The organism is Pararhizobium qamdonense (assembly GCF_029277445.1).
Classification (GTDB): Bacteria; Pseudomonadota; Alphaproteobacteria; order Rhizobiales; family Rhizobiaceae; genus Pararhizobium; species Pararhizobium qamdonense.
Map to the genome: position 1 here is coordinate 2,969,292 of NZ_CP119566.1, position 16,847 is coordinate 2,986,138.

Below are 16,847 nucleotides of genomic sequence, written 5' to 3' on the forward strand. Positions count from 1 at the left end.
TTCGGCAAAGCCTGTTTTCAACCCGGCAAGGAAAGAGCCGTGCGCTTCCAGAAGTTGGAAACCATGGCCGGATCGCGCAATTCTTCCAGTTCGCGCCAGCGCGGGAACGAGAAATCAAAGGTTTGCGGGCTCATCCGCGCATCCTTGTAGGGATTGATGGCGCCGCCGGCCTCTACAACCATGGCATCAAGGCGGTTGAGAAGCTTAAGGGTCTCTTCACCCTGATTGGCGAAATCCAAAGTCAGCGTAAAACCGGGCCTCGGGAAGGATAAAAGTCCGCCCGATGTCTCACCGCCGAACTTCTTCAAGACGGTCAAAAAAGAAGCGTGACCCGCCTTGCGGGCGGTCTCCAGCAGGCGTGGCGTCAGATACGGGGCGTCCGCCGACGGATAGACGCTCTGGTGCTGGTAAAGACCCTTCGGTCCATAGAGCCGGTTCCAGTTGCCGATCGCATCCAGCGGATGGAAGTAGCCGGGCCATTTGACGGTCTTGACCGTTTCGCCGCGTTTTTCCTTGCGGAAATAGAGCTCGTTGAACGCCTTTAGCGTCACCGTGTTCAGAAGATTGAACGGCGGCGCGATCGGCACCGACAATCGCCGTGCACGCGGCATGTCCGGAAATTCGCAGGATGCATCGGCGTGATCGCCGGCCAGAAGCACGCCCCTGCCCGCCCGCTCGCCGGCCGCCAGCTGATCGATCCAGGCCACGGAATATTCATGTTCGGCATCGACGGTTTCGACCATGCCGAAATAGTCGGCGAGGGTGTCGAAGCGGATGGCGTGCTGCTGGATATGGGCGGATGGCACCTTCATCAGCTGCAGATCGACCGACAGGATCAGCCCCGTCAGACCCATGCCGGCGATGGTGGCATAAAACAGCTCGCGGTTTTCCGCCGGCGAGCATGCGAGCATTTCCCCGTTCGATCGCAGCAATGTCAGGCCGCGCACATGCCGGCCGAACGTGCCGCGTGCGTGGTGATTCTTGCCGTGGACGTCGTTGGCGACGGCACCGGCAACGGTGACCGACGCGGTTCCCGGCGTGACCGGCAGGAAGAACCGGTGCGGGATCGCCGTCTCAAGGATGGAATGGAGGGTAACGCCGGCGTCGCAGGAGATGATTCCGGTTCCCGGGTCAAATCCAAGGATGCGGGTGCGCACCCGGCTCTCGATCAGTTTGCCCTGGTCGTTATGGCAGCTATCGCCATAGGACCGGCCGTTGCCGAACGGCAGGAATGCGCCGGGGGCCGCACTTTCCCTGAGGTTCTCATAGGCATCGGGCGATACGGACTGCCGGGCGCGGCGATCGATCCGGCCCCAGCTGTCAAATCCTGTCGATGTCATGGCGTTCCCATTGCACCGGCGAGCACGAAGCCGGCGCCGATGGTCATGGTCACGAGGCTGCGCCAGTCGCGCATGATGAACACCACCGGATCCTCATGCAGCATGCCGCGGCGGGCCAGCATCCAGATGCGCAGGAGCATGTAGAGGACGAGCGGGCAAAGCGGCCAGAGCGCCCAGTCCAGCGTGTACATCTCCTGCATTTCCTTGCTGTGAATATAGAGCGCCAGAACCAGCGCCGAGGCGAAAGCCGAGGAGACGCCGGCCTGCCCGACCATTTCGAAATCGACGGCCAGATAGCCGCGTCCAGGCACCTGGTTTCCATCACGCCCGTCATATTCGTCGAGCTCGACATAGCGCTTGACCAGCGCCAGGCTGAGGAAAAAGAAGATGGAAAACGACAGAAGCCAGAAAGACAGCTCGGTGCCGGTGGCAGCCGAGCCCGCGATAATGCGGACCGTGTATAGCCCGGCCAGCGTGAAGACATCGACCAGCAGCTTGCGCTTGAGCACGAATGTATAGGCCGTCGTCGCCAGGGCGTAAAACCCGAGCACAAGAGCGAAATCATAGGGCAGCACAGCCGTCAGCGACAGCGAGGCAAACAGAAGGCAGAGCGCAATCACCATGCCCATCGGCACCGACATCTGGCCGCTGGCCAACGGCCGGTTGCGCTTCTTGGGATGGCGCCGGTCATTGGTGAGATCGGAGAGATCGTTGACCACGTAGACGGCGGAGGCCAGGAAACTGAAGGCGAAGAAGGCCAGGATGACATTGACCACCGCATCCATCTGCAGGATGTCGTGGTTGAGGACCATCGGCACGCCGATCAAAACGTTCTTGGCCCATTGATGCACGCGGATCGATTTGAGCGCGGCAAAACGGGATGTCTTGCCAAGATCGAGCCGTTCGGCATCATGGGCCCGGCGCCACTTTTCAGCGGCTGCATCCGGCGCAACCACAATCGCCTTGCGCGCGGCATCAAAGACCGGAACGTCATCGCGGCTGTTGCCCATATAGTCGAAACCGCCCTCGCCGAACTTTTCGATCAGCGTCTCGCGCTTGCGGCGGCTGGTAAGGTTGATATCCGTTGTGCTGTGGAGGACCGAGGAAAACGCGCCGGTATGGGCGGCAATCCCAAGTGCCACGCTTTCGGCGGCCCCGGTGACGAGGATGATCTGGCGGCCGGTTTCGCGCTCGCGCGTCAGGCGCTTCAGCACGGCCTCGCGGTAAGGCCAATCGGCAGCCTTGCGTCCGGAGCGCGCCGCGACCTCGTATTTCAGGCGCGCCTTGCCCTTCGACATCCAGAAAAGAACGGCAAACAACATCAACGGATTGCGCAGGAGAATGATGGCCACGCCCTCCCAGAGCGTGTCTGCAGCAAGCAACGTTCCATCAAGATCGACGCACAGCGGAATATGCTGCGTTTCAGTTCGAGCATCCATAAGATCAAACCCCGAGAATATATGCCCGGAACAGTCCCACGATCAGCTTTCCAAATAGCAAACAGCGCTTGAGGCAGCGTTTCAAATTGCTGCGTTGGTTAATGAATCCCGGATATATTTCCCATCCTCAATCCAGCCCGATCCAGTTTAGCGCATCGCGCCAGTCCGTCATGCGCACCGGCGTTCCATGCGAGCCGGTTTGAAACAGAACCATGCGGCTCGGATATTTCGCCGCTTTCAACGACCGGTAAAGCGCGATCTGATCGGCTGACGGATAGACGCTGTCGGCACTGCCATGGCTGAAGAAGACCGGCAGTTTTCTCTTGTAAGCCGCACTCTTCATAAAGGCGGGATCCGCCGGACCGCCCATGATCATCATGCCTTTCAGGGATGCAACCGCCTGCCTGTCGCGCGTGATGCCCCAGCAGATGAAGCTGCCCATCGAGGCGCAGGCAAGGACCACCGGGCGGCCCGGCGATTGCTGGCGCGCATAGGCAATCAGCCCGGCAATATCGGCCACGCCGGCATCGTCGAAAGAGCGGACGCTCGGGGCGTAATAGACACCGCCATTATCGACGGCGAGGTTCTTCAGGCGGTTGAAATTGCCACCGAACGACCAGTCATTGGCACCGAGCCGCCGGTCTCCGCCCCGGCCGTGGATGAAGATGACGGTGAATGCGGCGCCGCTGGCAGAACCGGCGCGCGTGACATCGAGCGGCCTTGATCCGACGGCCAGCGTCTCGTTCGCCTGTGCGCTCTTGACACTAAGCGAGACGTAGGCGCGCTTTGCCCGCCGTTCCGGATCCTGGTCGCGGCCATTGATATCGCGCATTTCCTGATAATCGACGACGCGGTAATCGCCACCATCGGCTGTTTCAAGCACGGTGCCATAGGAAAACAGCGCGTCCTTATAGGGTTTCAGCGGTGCTGCCCTAGCCGGGACCGCAAGCGCGATGGCGGCTATGCAGGTGAAAAAGACGCGATGGATCAAATGAGCTGTGGACAGGTGCATCCGGAATGTTCCTCTTTTGATCCAAGCCTTGCCATCGGAGCTTCCGCAAAGCAACAGTTGCGGCTATTGAAGGCGTGATCGGCGATGGAGCGCTTGCGGCCCGCGCCACAGGGCTGGCAAGGTCGCTTTCGCGCCAGGAATTTGGCAGAATTCCGGCGATTCGTGCAGACATTCATGACGGCTCAGTCCGCAGCCCTTCCCAGGCCTGAAGCCGCCACCACGGAAAGACATCAAAACAGACTATGACCGACAGCAACGATCTCTTTTCAGCATTGCCCCTGGTGCCCAAGCCCGCGACGGATCCCGTCGTGCCGAAGCCGGTTGCCGCCAAACCTGCAGCAGCTCCCGTTGCAGAGCAGCGCGGTGGCGCTTCGACGGCGCTGAAGGCCGATACCGGCGATTATAACGCATCCGCCATCGAAGTGCTCGAGGGGCTGGAGCCGGTGCGCCGGCGTCCGGGCATGTATATTGGCGGCACCGACGAAAAGGCGCTGCACCATCTGTTTGCCGAAGTCATCGACAACTCGATGGACGAGGCGGTGGCGGGCCATGCCAATTTCATCGACGTGCATCTCGATGCCGAAGGCTGCCTGTCCGTCACCGATAACGGCCGCGGCATCCCGGTCGAGAACCATCCGAAATTTCCGGGCAAATCGACGCTCGAAGTGATCATGACCATTCTGCATGCGGGCGGCAAGTTTGACAGCAAGGTCTACGAGACCTCAGGCGGTCTGCACGGCGTCGGCGTCTCGGTCGTCAACGCGCTCTCCGACATTCTCGAAGTCGAGGTCGCCCGCAACCGCAAGCTCTACCGCCAGCGCTTCTCACGCGGCATTCCGCAGGGCGGGCTGGAGGAGCTGGGCGACGTCCAGAACCGGCGCGGCACCAAGGTCAAATTTCATCCCGATCCGGAAATCTTCGGATCGCATGCCAAATTCGACCCGGCCCGGCTTTTCCGCATGGCGCGCTCCAAGGCCTATCTGTTCGGCGGCGTCGAAATCCGCTGGTCCTGCGATCCGGCGCTGATCGAGGGCACGGAAACGCCGGAAAAGGCTGTGTTCCACTTCCCCGGCGGCCTGAAGGATTATCTTCAGGCGACCATGGGCAAGGAATTCACCGTCACCCGCGAAATCTTTGCCGGCAAGACGGAAAAGACCGGCGGCCACGGTGCGCTCGAATGGGCGGTCACCTGGTACGGTGGCGACAGCATCGTGCACTCCTATTGCAACACCATTCCCACGCCCGAAGGCGGCACGCATGAGGCGGGCTTCCGCATCGCGCTCACCAAGGGCCTGAAGGCCTATGCCGAGCTGACGCAGAACAAGCGCGCGGCGATCGTCACCACCGAAGACGTGATGATTTCGGCGGCCGGCATGCTGTCTGTCTTCATCCGCGAACCGGAATTCGTCGGCCAGACCAAGGACAAGCTGGCGACCGTCGAAGCGCAGCGTATCGTCGAGAACGCCCTGCGCGACCCGTTCGACCACTTTCTGGCCGACAATCCGCAGGAAGCCCACAAGCTTCTCGAATGGGTGATCGAGCGCGCCGACGAACGAGTGCGCCGCCGCAAGGAAAAAGAGGTCACCCGCAAATCGGCGGTGCGCAAGCTGCGCCTGCCGGGCAAGCTTGCCGACTGCTCGCAGAATTCGGCAGAAGGCGCCGAACTGTTCATCGTCGAAGGCGATTCGGCTGGAGGTTCGGCCAAGCAGGCGCGCAACCGCTCCAACCAGGCGATCCTGCCGCTGCGCGGCAAGATCCTCAACGTCGCCAGCGCCGGCCGCGAAAAACTCGGCGCCAACCAGCAGATCAGCGATCTCGTGCAGGCGCTCGGCTGCGGCACGCGCAGCAAATACCGCGAGGAAGACCTGCGCTACGAGCGCGTCATCGTCATGACCGATGCCGATGTCGACGGCGCCCATATCGCCTCGCTGCTGATCACCTTCTTCTATCAGGAAATGCCCGAACTCGTCCGGGGCGGCCATCTCTATCTCGCCGTTCCGCCGCTTTACCGCATTACCCAAGGGGCAAAGACGCTTTATGCCCGCGACGACGCGCACCGGGTGGAACTGGTCGAGACGGAATTCAACGGCCGCGGCAAGATCGAAATCGGCCGCTTCAAGGGTCTGGGCGAAATGATGCCGGCGCAGTTGAAGGAAACCACGATGGATCCTTCCAAGCGCACGCTGCTGAAGGTCGCCATCGACGAGGTGGATTTCGAAGGCACGCGCGAAGCCGTCGATAACCTGATGGGCACCAAGGCCGACGCCCGCTTTCGCTTCATTCAGGAACGCGCGGTGTTTGCGGATAATCTGGACATCTGATCAAAGCGCTCGCGAAACGATTCAACACGCTGTCGAATTGAGTCATGTTTCCGCTCCAAGCCATGGAGCGGAAACGGTTTTCACGCTCTCAAATGCGCGTCAAACGATTGTCTTTTCCATGAAAATGCTCAGCGGATCCAGCTGGTAGGAACCGAACGGGCCGGTCTCAACATAGCCTGCCGACTTATAGAGGCCGATGGCTTCCGGCTGATAGATGCCGGTTTCGAGCCGGATCGCCGACAGCCCGGTTTCACGGCCATGACGTTCCAGATGCTCCAGCAGTTTGCGGCCGATCTTCAGGCCACGGGCCTTTGGATCGACGAACATGCGCTTGATCTCGGCGCTGCCATCGCCGGCATCCACCAGCGCGCAACAGCCGACAATATCGCCCTCATGACGGGCGACGAAGAAGGAGACTGAGGGCTTTTCCAGCGTCGAGACATCGACCAGGTGATTGCTTTCGGGCGGATAGAGTGACTGCGCGTAAACGTCGGATTGGTGGAGCAGGTCGAGAACGCCCGGCTGGCGTGGCGATTCTTTTTCAATGGTTGGAGTCACTTGGCGTTGTTCCTTCACAGGTCGAGTCATACCCTTGCCAGTTGACACTAAGAGCAGGCTTGAGAAAACGACAGACGCCAAATTTCGCCCCTTCCTGCCATCGCGCCGCCAAGGCGCGTGGAAACAAATTGTTTCCAACTTTTCCGGCTTCGCCTTACTTCCGGAGCAAACGGGCTTTTAAGATCTGCGGACCGAGAATCGCTTCATGCAAGGAGCGGTACCTCCCCCGTTTTTGGAGACATATTCGCGATGGTTCCTGCCTTGATCGTCATGACAATTCTCGGCTGCGACGACAGTGTCAGCCAATGCCACTACGTTTCGACGGTCAGCGGCACCTGGCAGACGATTGCGACATGCGATGCGGAATCGCAGAAGCAATTGCCGAAATTCTCCAACGCCAACTATCCGGTCATCGTCGCCGTCTGCGAAACATCAGGCGACACGATGGCCACGGCCAAGGACCCGGCCCCTGGCACGGCCACACCGTCGGCGCTCGATCAGGCACACACGGTCACCGCCCATCCGGTGCCCACGCCGCCCGGAGCCGAGCAGCAAAGGCCAAGCCTGCCGCGCCGGACGCTGGCCATGGTGACGGGCGCCCTTCCCGATGGATCGACGCTGCGCAACGCCGTGACGAAACCCGTCCATTATATCGAGGACGGCTATTCCTGGGTGGCGCGCAAATTTAGCCGGTAGGTGAAGGACTGGCCTATACCAGCCCGGCTGCGATCAGGCTTTCGGCGCTGGCGCGCACGGCCTCAGCCTCCGGCCGGGGTTTCCATCCGAGCACGCGTTTGGCCTTTTCGTTCGATATGCGCGCGTCGCGGCCGAGCTCGCCGGCGATCAGTTTCAGACCGGGATCGAAATACGCTGCAAGTCCGGCAAGCCAGTTCGGCAGCACGAACCTTGGCAGTTTCTTGCCATAGGCCGGAAAATCCCGCTTCAGCACCGTAACGATATCCTCGATCGACAATGCCTCGCCGGCAATGATGAACCGCTCGCCGGCAGCCTGCGGGACGGTCAAGGCCAGCACATGCGCTTCTGCCGCATCGCGAACGTCAACAACAGGCACGCGGAAGTCCGGCATGGCGGGGTAGCGGCCCTTCATCAGGTTCTGCACGAGGCCCACCGACGTGCCGGTTTCCGTGCCCAGGATGGGCCCGAGGATCATTCCGGGGTTGACGACGGCAAGCTCAAGGCTGTTTTCGAGGGCAAAATCCCAGGCGGCGCGCTCGGCCAGCGTCTTCGACTTGTAATAGGGCGTCGCCAGAGGGCCATCCGGATCGGTCCAATCCTTTTCCGAAAAGGGCGCCCTGCCCGGCCCGTAGCTGATGGCGGCGATCGACGATGTCAAAACCACGCGGCGAACGCTGGCTGCCTTTGCCGCCCGCAGCACCCGCAATGTTCCCTCTCGGGCTGGACGGATCAGGTCATCCTCGTTCTTCGGCACATGCGATGGAAAGGGAGATGCGGTATGGACGACGTAAGCGGCGCCCGTGAAGGCGGCGTCCCATCCGGCATCGGCGGTGAGATCGGCGGTGACGAAGGAGAGCTTGCCTTGAGCCGCACCATCGGCCGAGCGGATCGCTGCCTCAATGGCATCGGCCTTTTTCATCGACCGCAGGGTTCCGCGCACCTCGTAGCCCGCCTTCAACAGTTGCGCGGCGACATGACGGCCGAGAAAGCCGCCTATGCCGGTCACGGCGACCAGTCCTGCCCTATCATTATTCATCGCCATACCCCTTATCCGCCGCTGCCACAGGTTACATGGTGCGTTTCATCAACCGTGTCAAAGGCACAGCGTTCGGAAAGGTTGGGGATGGAGCGCGCGTGGTGTTCAGGCCGCTTGCCGCGCCGCCAATTGCGCATAGTCGCGCGCCGTCTGGCGCTGCTCGGCGATGGTCAGCTTTTCGATGAGATCGGCAAGGCTGCCGGATGCCTCCGAAATATGGCTTCTGCCGCGCAATTTCGCCAACAGGGCCGCCGAGATCGTTGCCGTCACCGCCGGCGAACCAGCCCGGTTTTCCTTGCGCCAGATCAGCACCGCCTCGGCAAACAGCGCGCTGACATCGCGGCCAAGGCCGGCGCTTTCGAACAGAGCGCGAATAGCGTGTATGCGGCCATCCGACAGGATCGAGCGCACCCGCTTGTTGGACACGGCGGTCAGGTTGACGATAGCACTTGCGAAGAAATCGACCTTGCCGGAACACAGGGCGTTGAGCAGAAAGGCCGGGGTCAGACGTCCCGTGACCCGGAGATGCTCGACGAGATTGGGGATCTGATCGGGACCGGCAGCGCCAGCCATGCCAACGGCGGCTTTATCGCAGGCTTCGCGGGTGATCCGCTCGACCCGGCGTTCGCCGATCGCAGCCTGCACGAGACCAAAGCCGGACAATGCCGCTCCAACCTTCTCCACCAGCGCGTGGCGCGCATCGGCTGGCAGATCGTCACGGTCGAGCAGCCGGTTGCGAACCGACCAGAGATGGCCGAGACGGTCGCTCAGGCGCTTCAACGTCCGGCAGGAGAAGCTCGCCTGGTTGTTTTCGAGCAGGATCAGGACTTCCTCTTCGCCGCCGATTTCGGCGATCGCCGCAGCAACCGGCCGCGACATGGCCTGGCGGGCGGCAATCACCGCACGGGTTTCCGGCGTTCCCTTGGCAGCGAGATCGACAAGGTCCATATCGTTGAGCACGGGAGAGCGGGAAATGACGGCATAGGCTGTTTCGGGCTGGTCTTCGGCCAGAGACAGGATGATCGAACGGGGAATGCGGCCGCAATCTGCAACGGCTTCGGCCAGCGCCAGGCGGACTTTTGGCGAGGGATCGTCCAGCAGAAAGGTCATCGCCATTTCGGCGGCATGCTCGTCAAGCGTATTCATGTCCGCCGCAACGTAAGCGCGGCCCAACGCCTGGGCTGCCCGGACCCGATCGCCGGTTTTTGCGGTCTCGACCCAACGAAGAAATGCTTGAATGATCACCGACGCCTCACTACACACCAACCAGCCACAATCACGGTGCTTCCTACGTTAGCGATCAAAGGTTTAAGATTGGTTCACCATGTCCGTTAACCGCTTTGAAATGACGCTGCCGATCCTCTGCGCGGCACCGGATGTGCTGTCGCCGATGATCGATGCCTGCGCGGCGGCGACGGTGATCATCGATATCCGGAAGGATTGGCTTACGGGACGACTAGGCGCAGCGCAGGCTGCATCGGACGCAGCGCAGGCGATCCTTGCGCAGAGGCAGCCGCAAGCGGGCGCAACGCTGTTTCGCGTCGGCAGGCCGGATGACGAGGCGGGACAAGCTGCAATCGAGCGGCTGGTGGCGCTGCGGCCGCAGGGTTTTGTGCTTTCCGGCTGCAACGGGGCCGCCGATATCCAGAAATTCGACGTCATGCTGCGGGTCGCCGAGGCCAGCCACGGGATAGAGGCAGGCGCGGTGGCACTGGTAGCCGAGCTTGGCGAGGATACCGCGTTCATTCTCTCGGCAACGTCCTTCAAGGACGTCTCGCAGCGGCTGAAAGCGATCATTTTCGATGGGCAAGGCATGACACGGGCTACGGCAAGCCAAGCATACAATGGGGCGGCATCACGGGCCGGTGCACCGCTGCTTCTTGCGCGGGCAACGGCCGTCATCAAGGCGGCGCAGGCGGGCATTGCCTGTTACGAATTGCTTGAAGAGCAGGCGGATGATCCGCAGACGATGCGCGAGATTGCGCTTGCCGATGGTTTTTCCGGGGTCGTCGCGCGCAACGCCGCGCAGCTTGAAGCGCTTGCCGGAGCGTAAGGCACCTGCCCTAGCGTCTCGGCCGCAACAATTCGAAGACATCCCCGGCGTCGCAATAATCCATATATCCCATACGCCCGACCGGCCGTACCTTGGCCATATCGAAACGGCCGTCACGAACAGCCTCGTCGCGGATATGGATGCCTACGACCTGGCCGATGACCACGTGGTTTTCGGACAGGGTTCCATCAAGCGTCTTCGGCTGGAATATGTCCGTCACCTTGCATTCCAGCGCCGCATAGGCCTCGGCAACGAAGGGCGCGCGCACGAATTCTCCTTCGACGGGCGTCAATCCGGCGAGCGCAAATTCGCTTTCGCCATGGGGCACCGGGGCCGAGGTGAGGTTCATGGCGTCGCGAATATCGAAGCTGACGAAATTGGCGGTGAATTCGCGGGTTTCCTCGATATTGCGCAGCGAGTCCTTGCGGCCGGACGACGAGAACATCACCATCTTCGGCGTATCGCTGATGGCGTTGAAGAAGGAATAGGGCGCCAGATTGAGACTGCCAGCTTCCGCCCGCGATCCGATCCAGCCGATCGGGCGCGGCGAGACGATGGCCTTGAATGGATCATGGGCCAGGCCATGCGCGTTTTGTGCGGCCGCGTAAAACATCAGCCGTCCTCGCCAACCCAGGTGACGATGTCTGCAAGCTCCGGACGCGGGCGCTCGGTTGGCGGAACCTGCGGCGTGCCGATGTGAATGAAGCCGGCGACCCTTTCGCCCGGCTGAACGCCCAGCAGCGGATAGGCCTTTTCATCGAACGCATACCATTCGGTCAGCCAGTTCGAGCAAAAGCCGAGCGCATTGGCTGCCATCAGCAGATTGAGGCAGACGGCGCCCGCCGACATGACCTGTTCCCATTCGGGCACCTTAAAATGCGGAGCCGCCTTGCTGACCACGGCAATGACCACCGGCGCGCGGGTCAGGCGGGTATTTTCCACCTTGATCATCTCGTCTGACAGATCGGGCTTGGCGGCGAGCGCCATTTTCGCCAGCTCGGTGCTCAGCCGCACCCGCTCCTCGCCGCGATAGACGATGAAACGCCAGGGCGCCAACTTGCCGTGATCGGGCACGCGCGAGGCCAGTTTCAGCATCTCCTCGATTTCAGCCGTGCCCGGTCCCGGTCCGCCCATCTGAAAGGCCGGAATAGACCGGCGGGTTGCCAGATAATCACGCAGACTGATTTCAGTTTTCATCGCCGTCCATTTCCAGTAGTTTGCCACCGCACGCCGCCGCTCCCCCGAAGGCAGCCACGAAAATGCCATATCGGCGTTTCAAGTGGAGCCACACACTCAGGATGTCAACCACCCCATGCGCATCAAGGCCGGTCCCGTTCGCACTGTCTCCATAGCGCTCGTTCTTGCGACAGCAGCCACCGGTGCGCCGCAGGCGCAGGAGCTTGCCGACCCCTTCAAGGCGTTTCCGGCAATCTCCGCGCCAGCCAAGAAGATGCCGAAGCTCAACAGCTTCAACCCGATGATCCCGGATGCCGCAACGCAAGGGCCGACCGCAAAGGATATCGCGCTCGAGGCGCATCTGACCGAGAAGGGCAAGTCTGTCGAACAGGGCCTGACCTGGCGGGTTTTCAGCCCCATTCCCGGCTCCGATGGCAAGCTGCCGCTGGTGGCGACCTCGGAAGGCGGCTCGGCGGCGTTTCAGCTCATTCCGGGTGAATATTTCGTCAATGTCGCCTTCGGGCGTGCTGGCGCGACCCGCAAGATCAGGGTGGCGGATGCCGGCCCGATGGAAAAGCAGGTGCTGGTTCTTGATGCCGGCGGCGTCATGCTGAATGCAGTATCGGGCAGCGACGTGCGTATTCCGCCGGGCGAGCTGAGTTTCTCGATCTTTTCGGCCGATGCGAAGGAAGACGGCGAACGCGCGCTCGTGGTCGCCGACGTCAAGCCGAACACCGTCGTGCGTTTGAATACCGGCACCTATCATGTCGTGTCCAACTATGGCTCGGTCAATGCCGTCATTCGCGCCGATATCCAGGTGGAGGCCGGCAAGCTGACGGAGGCGACGATCCAGCACCGCGCCGCCAAACTGACGCTGAAGCTCGTCTCCGAGCCCGGCGGCGAAGCGATCGCCGATACCGCCTGGTCGATCCTCACCTCATCGGGCGACGTGGTCAGCGAAAGCGTCGGCGCGTTTCCGACACTGGTTCTGGCCGAGGGCGGCTATTCGGCGGTGGCGCGCAACAACGAGAAGATTTTCCAGCGCGACTTTACCGTCAAGGCCGGCGTCAATACCGATGTCGAGGTGCTGCTGAACGACAAATCGGCGCAGCCCGCATCCGGCGCATCGGACGCGCAGGACTGAGCCGATCAGCTGAGTCTAAGACGCAGCTCTCTTCAGAAACGGCTTGCGCGGCGGCGCCATGCAGAACACGCCGTCATAGATGCGCGTCAGGATATCCTTGCGGTCGGCAATGGCGCTCAGTTCCTCCCAGGCAATCAACTGGCCGATGCGCGACGAGATGGTCGTACCCGATAACCTGCGGAACTCGCGGATCAACAGTGAAATGCGCAGGGTCAGCGAAACCTTGCTGGCCAGGTGAAACAACCGGCCGTTCTGGCCTTCGAAATAGATCGGGATAACGCTGGCCTTGGCCGCCTGGATCAGCTTGGCCGGAAACATTTTCCACGGCAGGTCTTCGGCCCGGCCAAATCCCTTTCTCGCGGTTGCGACCCCACCGGCCGGAAAGACGATCAGCGTGACGCCCTCTTTCAACAGCCGCACGGCCTCGTGGCGCGTCTGCATGTTGATCGCTAACGCCTCCTTGGTTTCTTCAAACGAGATCGGCAGCGAATAGGGCGCCATTTCCGGCACTTTCAACAGCTCGTTGTTGATCAAAACCCTGAAGGGACGGCCCAACTGTTCGGCAAGCGACAGGACCGCAATGCCATCGCCGATGCCGAAGGGATGGTTGGCGACGATGACCACGGGCGTATCAGGCAGATGGCGCGGCGGCCATTCGCCCTGGACGCGGACGCGCACATTAATGAGATCCAGCATTTCGCCGAAAATCCGGTCGCTCTTGCCGACAATATTATGGCGCCATTGATTGTAGAGCTTGGCGTAGCGATTGCGCCCGGCAAGCCCCTCCATGGAGCGGATAAACCAACGTTTCAGCCGTCGATCGTTCTCGTTGGCATAAGACAGCTCTTTGAACTGCACGTTGTTCCCCGTTCCAAGAAAAGGTGCGTCCGGAAGGGACGCAGCACAGGTATTTCGGTTTTGCCGGACTGCGTTCAGCGGCGGCTCTTATTCCACCCATCACGCATAAACCGGATAGTCTGCGAATGTTACAGTTTTCTGACAGGAGACTGAAGGTGCGGCCCTGCCGCACCTTCCCGATGAGATCATACAGACTTTCAGCCCTGATCAGGCCTTGGCCTTGCTGCGGCGCTCGGCCTTGCGCTTCACGTCCGGCGGTGTTGCTTCCAGGACCAGAGAGGCGATGGCCTCATCTAGCGTCATCGGCGTCTGCGCCTGCGAGCCGAGCCTGCGGATATTGACCGTACGCTCTTCCGCCTCGCGCATGCCGCAGACGATGATGACAGGCACCTTGGTCACCGAATGCTCGCGAACCTTGTAGTTGATCTTCTCGTTGCGGAAGTCGGTCTCGACCTCGAGACCGGCATCGCGCAGCAGTTCCGCAACTTCACGGCCGTAATCATCGGCTTCCGAGGTGATGGTGGCGACGACCACCTGCAGCGGCGAAATCCACAGCGGCATATGGCCGGCGAAGTTCTCGATGAGGATACCGAGGAAGCGCTCCATCGAGCCGCAGATGGCGCGGTGGATCATCACCGGCTGGGTCTTTTCCGAATTGCTGTCGATATAGAAGGCACCGAAGCGTTCCGGCAGGTTGAAATCGACCTGCGTCGTGCCGCACTGCCATTCACGGCCGATCGCGTCCTTCAGCGTATATTCGAACTTCGGACCGTAAAAAGCGCCCTCGCCCGGCAGGATACCGGTCTTGATGCGGCCTTCCGACTGCGCCTCGATCGTCTTCAAGACGTCCATCATGACGCTTTCGGCACGATCCCAGAGCGCATCGTCGCCGACGCGTTTTTCCGGACGGGTCGAGAGCTTGACCACGACTTCCTGGAAACCGAAGTCCTGATAGACCGACAGGATGAGATCGTTGATGCGCAAGCATTCGGCCGCCATCTGCTCGTCGGTGCAGAACACATGCGCGTCATCCTGCGTGAAGCCGCGCACGCGCATCAGGCCATGCAGCGCGCCCGAAGGCTCGTAGCGATGAACATTGCCGAATTCGGCAAGCCGGATCGGCAGTTCGCGATAGGATTTCAGGCCATGCTTGAAAATCTGGATATGGCCGGGGCAGTTCATCGGTTTGAGCGCAAAGACGCGCTCGTCGTCGGTTTCGTCACCGGCGACAGTCACCTTGAACATGTTGTCGCGGTACCAGCCCCAGTGGCCGGAGGTTTCCCACAATGACTTGTCGAGCACCTGCGGTGCATTGACCTCCTGATAGGTGCCGGCCAGACGGCGGCGCATATAGGCGACCAGCGTCTGGAAGATGCGCCAGCCTTTGCCATGCCAGAAGACAACGCCCGGGCCTTCTTCCTGGAAATGGAACAGGTCCATCTCCCGGCCCAGCCGGCGGTGGTCGCGCTTTTCGGCTTCGGCCAGAATATGCAGATACTGGTCGAGCTCTTCCTGGGTGCGCCAGGCCGTGCCGTAGATGCGCGTCAGCATCGGGTTGTTTGAATCACCGCGCCAATAGGCACCGGCCACCCGCATCAGTTTGAAGGCATTGCCGATCTGGCCGGTGGAGGCCATGTGCGGCCCACGGCAGAGATCGAACCAGTCGCCCTGATAGTAGATCTTCAGGTCCTGATCCGCAGAGATCGCATCGACCAGCTCGACCTTATAATTCTCGCCCTTGTCGGCAAAGACCTGACGCGCCTTGTCGCGCGGCCAGATTTCCTTGGTAAAAGGCTTGTTGCGCTGGATGATTTCCTTCATCCGCTTTTCGATCTTCGGCAGATCGTCAGGCGTAAACGGTTCATTCTTGGCAAAGTCGTAATAGAAACCGTTCTCTATCACCGGGCCGATGGTGACCTGCGTGCCCGGCCACAATTCCTGCACGGCTTCGGCCATCACGTGAGCCGTGTCGTGGCGGATCAGCTCCAGAGCGCGGGCATCTTCGCGGGTGACGATCTCGAGCGTGCCGGTGACGACGGGATCCGACAGGTCGCGCAACTCGCCATCCAGCGCAATCGCGATGGCCTTCTTTGCAAGCGACTTGGAAATCGATTCGGCGACCTCACGACCCGTTGTGCCAGCGGCAAAACCGCGGACAGAACCATCGGGAAATGTAAGGGAAACAGCGTCAGACATGTGTTCTTCCTTGTCCAGTCCCGCCAACGAATGCGGGTGGTGTTGATAACCGGCGCGGCCGGCAAATTGACGCGCGGGTGATAGAGCGTTTTCGTGACGGAGTAAAGAACAGCCTTGATCAGGCTTCGATCATATCCGTCAGGCCACGCACCGTATTCCAATTGCGAAATGTGCCGGGGCCAAGGCGTTTGGTGGTCAATGCCGAGAGCAGTTTTGACTCGCTCGGCGGGCCAGGGAAACGGATCCAGAGATCGCCATTAACAACTGCGACTTGTTCGCCGCCGCCGCGCTCAATATTGGCTGGCATATCGCTGGAGAGTGGCGAGCGCATCACCCGGACGACGATATTTTTCGCTTCGGCATCGTTTACCGGGGGAAAAGGGTTGCCCGCCGCAAGTGCCAGCCAACCCGGTGCATCGCGCACAATGATATCGACATGTTTTCCGTAACGTGCGCGAAACCCCTCTTCCAGCTGCGCCTCGATCACCCCGACCGGTTCGCTTTGTGCCTCGAAGACCAGGTTTCCGGTCGATACCAGCGTGCGCGCATCGCGAAAGCCGAGACCTTCGGCCATCGCCCGAAGCTCCGACATCACCACGCGGCGACCGGGTGCAAGGACGATGCTGTGGAGCAAAGCGACATAAACAGTCATTGCGACGCCGGGCGCCAATACCGCCAAGGCATATACCAATGTTTCGATGGTGGCAGTTTCTCCGGCACCGGGTCGAGCCCGCTCGTGCCGCCGGGGCCGCAGCGCAGGAAGCGGAACAGCACCATCCAGCCGCCGGGCCAGAAGCCGTGGCGGGCAATCGCCTCGTAGCCATATTCGGAACAGGTAGGGATATGGCGGCAGGAATTGCCGATGAAGCCGGACAGCGTCAGCTGGTAGAGCCGGATGAAGGCCATGCCGAACAGGCGTCCCGGCGTCTTGCGAAACGGACCCGCATAGTTGCGGCCTCGATAGGGCCGTCTGGCGCCGTCCGCCTCATGGTGCCCGCATCCCGGTTCGCCGCACATG

The 16,847-nt window shown here is 61.2% G+C and carries 16 protein-coding genes; 4 read left to right on the forward strand and 12 right to left on the reverse strand.

The window, feature by feature from the left end; all coding sequences use genetic code 11:
* Nucleotides 1–17 precede the first annotated feature (17 nt).
* The 3 genes from PYR65_RS14375 to PYR65_RS14385 form a co-directional block, all read right to left on the reverse strand.
* Nucleotides 18–1,340, reverse strand: a complete 1,323-nt coding sequence (locus PYR65_RS14375; RefSeq protein ID WP_276118487.1) for an FAD-binding oxidoreductase — start codon at nucleotides 1,338–1,340, stop codon at nucleotides 18–20.
* Nucleotides 1,337–2,779, reverse strand: coding sequence for a UbiA family prenyltransferase (locus tag PYR65_RS14380; protein WP_060638337.1), 1,443 nt, complete (start codon nucleotides 2,777–2,779; stop codon nucleotides 1,337–1,339). The genes PYR65_RS14375 and PYR65_RS14380 overlap by 4 nt, the downstream gene beginning before the upstream one ends.
* A gap of 127 nt (nucleotides 2,780–2,906) precedes the next feature.
* Nucleotides 2,907–3,791 (reverse strand): alpha/beta hydrolase family protein, encoded by an 885-nt coding sequence (locus tag PYR65_RS14385; RefSeq protein ID WP_276118488.1) that lies wholly within the window; start codon nucleotides 3,789–3,791, stop codon nucleotides 2,907–2,909.
* Between the two features lie 242 nt (nucleotides 3,792–4,033).
* Between PYR65_RS14385 and parE the strand changes: the two genes are divergently transcribed.
* Nucleotides 4,034–6,112, forward strand: coding sequence for a DNA topoisomerase IV subunit B (gene parE, locus PYR65_RS14390; protein ID WP_276118489.1), 2,079 nt, complete (start codon nucleotides 4,034–4,036; stop codon nucleotides 6,110–6,112).
* Between the two features lie 99 nt (nucleotides 6,113–6,211).
* Here the strand turns inward: parE and PYR65_RS14395 are convergent, their stop codons facing one another.
* Nucleotides 6,212–6,670 carry a GNAT family N-acetyltransferase gene (locus PYR65_RS14395; protein WP_276118490.1) on the reverse strand — a complete coding sequence of 153 codons (459 nt, stop codon included), beginning with the start codon at nucleotides 6,668–6,670 and terminating at the stop codon, nucleotides 6,212–6,214.
* A gap of 249 nt (nucleotides 6,671–6,919) precedes the next feature.
* Between PYR65_RS14395 and PYR65_RS14400 the strand changes: the two genes are divergently transcribed.
* Entirely contained in the window at nucleotides 6,920–7,366 is a 447-nt protein-coding gene (locus tag PYR65_RS14400) for a hypothetical protein (protein ID WP_276118491.1), read from the forward strand.
* Between the two features lie 13 nt (nucleotides 7,367–7,379).
* On the opposite strand, the gene PYR65_RS14405 is transcribed toward PYR65_RS14400, so the two are convergent.
* A complete protein-coding gene (locus tag PYR65_RS14405) occupies nucleotides 7,380–8,408 on the reverse strand; it encodes an SDR family oxidoreductase (protein ID WP_276118492.1) in 1,029 nt (342 codons plus the stop codon).
* Between the two features lie 99 nt (nucleotides 8,409–8,507).
* Entirely contained in the window at nucleotides 8,508–9,647 is a 1,140-nt protein-coding gene (locus PYR65_RS14410) for a DUF2336 domain-containing protein (RefSeq protein WP_276118493.1), read from the reverse strand.
* Nucleotides 9,648–9,726: 79 nt separating this feature from the next.
* Between PYR65_RS14410 and PYR65_RS14415 the strand changes: the two genes are divergently transcribed.
* A complete protein-coding gene (locus PYR65_RS14415) occupies nucleotides 9,727–10,455 on the forward strand; it encodes an aldolase/citrate lyase family protein (protein WP_276118494.1) in 729 nt (242 codons plus the stop codon).
* A 10-nt stretch (nucleotides 10,456–10,465) separates the two neighbouring features.
* Here PYR65_RS14415 and PYR65_RS14420 read toward each other — a convergent pair whose 3' ends face one another.
* Nucleotides 10,466–11,068, reverse strand: a complete 603-nt coding sequence (locus PYR65_RS14420) for a flavin reductase family protein (RefSeq protein ID WP_276118495.1) — start codon at nucleotides 11,066–11,068, stop codon at nucleotides 10,466–10,468.
* Nucleotides 11,068–11,652 carry a nitroreductase family protein gene (locus tag PYR65_RS14425; RefSeq protein ID WP_276118496.1) on the reverse strand — a complete coding sequence of 195 codons (585 nt, stop codon included), beginning with the start codon at nucleotides 11,650–11,652 and terminating at the stop codon, nucleotides 11,068–11,070. The genes PYR65_RS14420 and PYR65_RS14425 overlap by 1 nt, the downstream gene beginning before the upstream one ends.
* A gap of 115 nt (nucleotides 11,653–11,767) precedes the next feature.
* Between PYR65_RS14425 and PYR65_RS14430 the strand changes: the two genes are divergently transcribed.
* Nucleotides 11,768–12,775, forward strand: a complete 1,008-nt coding sequence (locus PYR65_RS14430) for a hypothetical protein (protein WP_060638346.1) — start codon at nucleotides 11,768–11,770, stop codon at nucleotides 12,773–12,775.
* Nucleotides 12,776–12,790: 15 nt separating this feature from the next.
* Here the strand turns inward: PYR65_RS14430 and PYR65_RS14435 are convergent, their stop codons facing one another.
* The 4 genes from PYR65_RS14435 to yidD all read right to left on the reverse strand — a co-directional run bounded on the left by PYR65_RS14435 (nucleotide 12,791) and on the right by yidD (nucleotide 16,846).
* On the reverse strand, nucleotides 12,791–13,633 hold the full coding sequence (locus PYR65_RS14435) for a lysophospholipid acyltransferase family protein (RefSeq protein WP_276118497.1): 843 nt from the start codon (nucleotides 13,631–13,633) through the stop codon (nucleotides 12,791–12,793).
* Between the two features lie 207 nt (nucleotides 13,634–13,840).
* Nucleotides 13,841–15,829: a threonine--tRNA ligase gene (gene thrS / locus PYR65_RS14440; protein WP_276118498.1), complete on the reverse strand. Its 1,989-nt coding sequence runs from the start codon at nucleotides 15,827–15,829 to the stop codon at nucleotides 13,841–13,843.
* Between the two features lie 118 nt (nucleotides 15,830–15,947).
* The gene (locus PYR65_RS14445; RefSeq protein ID WP_276118499.1) at nucleotides 15,948–16,481 is read right to left on the reverse strand and encodes a DUF1697 domain-containing protein; all 534 of its coding nucleotides are present in this window, start codon (nucleotides 16,479–16,481) and stop codon (nucleotides 15,948–15,950) included.
* Nucleotides 16,478–16,846 (reverse strand): membrane protein insertion efficiency factor YidD, encoded by a 369-nt coding sequence (gene yidD / locus PYR65_RS14450; protein WP_276118500.1) that lies wholly within the window; start codon nucleotides 16,844–16,846, stop codon nucleotides 16,478–16,480. The genes PYR65_RS14445 and yidD overlap by 4 nt, the downstream gene beginning before the upstream one ends.
* Nucleotide 16,847 lies beyond the last annotated feature (1 nt).

What these genes read in the sequence shown, in the direction of transcription:
- PYR65_RS14415 (WP_276118494.1), top strand. Translation starts at nt 9,727, where the DNA reads ATGTCCGTTAACCGCTTTGAAATGACGCTGCCGATCCTCTGCGCGGCA.
- PYR65_RS14400 (WP_276118491.1), top strand. Translation starts at nt 6,920, where the DNA reads ATGGTTCCTGCCTTGATCGTCATGACAATTCTCGGCTGCGACGACAGT.
- PYR65_RS14425 (WP_276118496.1), bottom strand. Translation starts at nt 11,652, where the DNA reads ATGAAAACTGAAATCAGTCTGCGTGATTATCTGGCAACCCGCCGGTCT.
- PYR65_RS14385 (WP_276118488.1), bottom strand. Translation starts at nt 3,791, where the DNA reads ATGCACCTGTCCACAGCTCATTTGATCCATCGCGTCTTTTTCACCTGC.
- yidD (WP_276118500.1), bottom strand. Translation starts at nt 16,846, where the DNA reads ATGTGCGGCGAACCGGGATGCGGGCACCATGAGGCGGACGGCGCCAGA.
- PYR65_RS14380 (WP_060638337.1), bottom strand. Translation starts at nt 2,779, where the DNA reads ATGGATGCTCGAACTGAAACGCAGCATATTCCGCTGTGCGTCGATCTT.
- PYR65_RS14445 (WP_276118499.1), bottom strand. Translation starts at nt 16,481, where the DNA reads ATGACTGTTTATGTCGCTTTGCTCCACAGCATCGTCCTTGCACCCGGT.
- PYR65_RS14420 (WP_276118495.1), bottom strand. Translation starts at nt 11,068, where the DNA reads ATGTTTTACGCGGCCGCACAAAACGCGCATGGCCTGGCCCATGATCCA.
- PYR65_RS14405 (WP_276118492.1), bottom strand. Translation starts at nt 8,408, where the DNA reads ATGGCGATGAATAATGATAGGGCAGGACTGGTCGCCGTGACCGGCATA.
- PYR65_RS14375 (WP_276118487.1), bottom strand. Translation starts at nt 1,340, where the DNA reads ATGACATCGACAGGATTTGACAGCTGGGGCCGGATCGATCGCCGCGCC.
- thrS (WP_276118498.1), bottom strand. Translation starts at nt 15,829, where the DNA reads ATGTCTGACGCTGTTTCCCTTACATTTCCCGATGGTTCTGTCCGCGGT.
- PYR65_RS14430 (WP_060638346.1), top strand. Translation starts at nt 11,768, where the DNA reads ATGCGCATCAAGGCCGGTCCCGTTCGCACTGTCTCCATAGCGCTCGTT.
- parE (WP_276118489.1), top strand. Translation starts at nt 4,034, where the DNA reads ATGACCGACAGCAACGATCTCTTTTCAGCATTGCCCCTGGTGCCCAAG.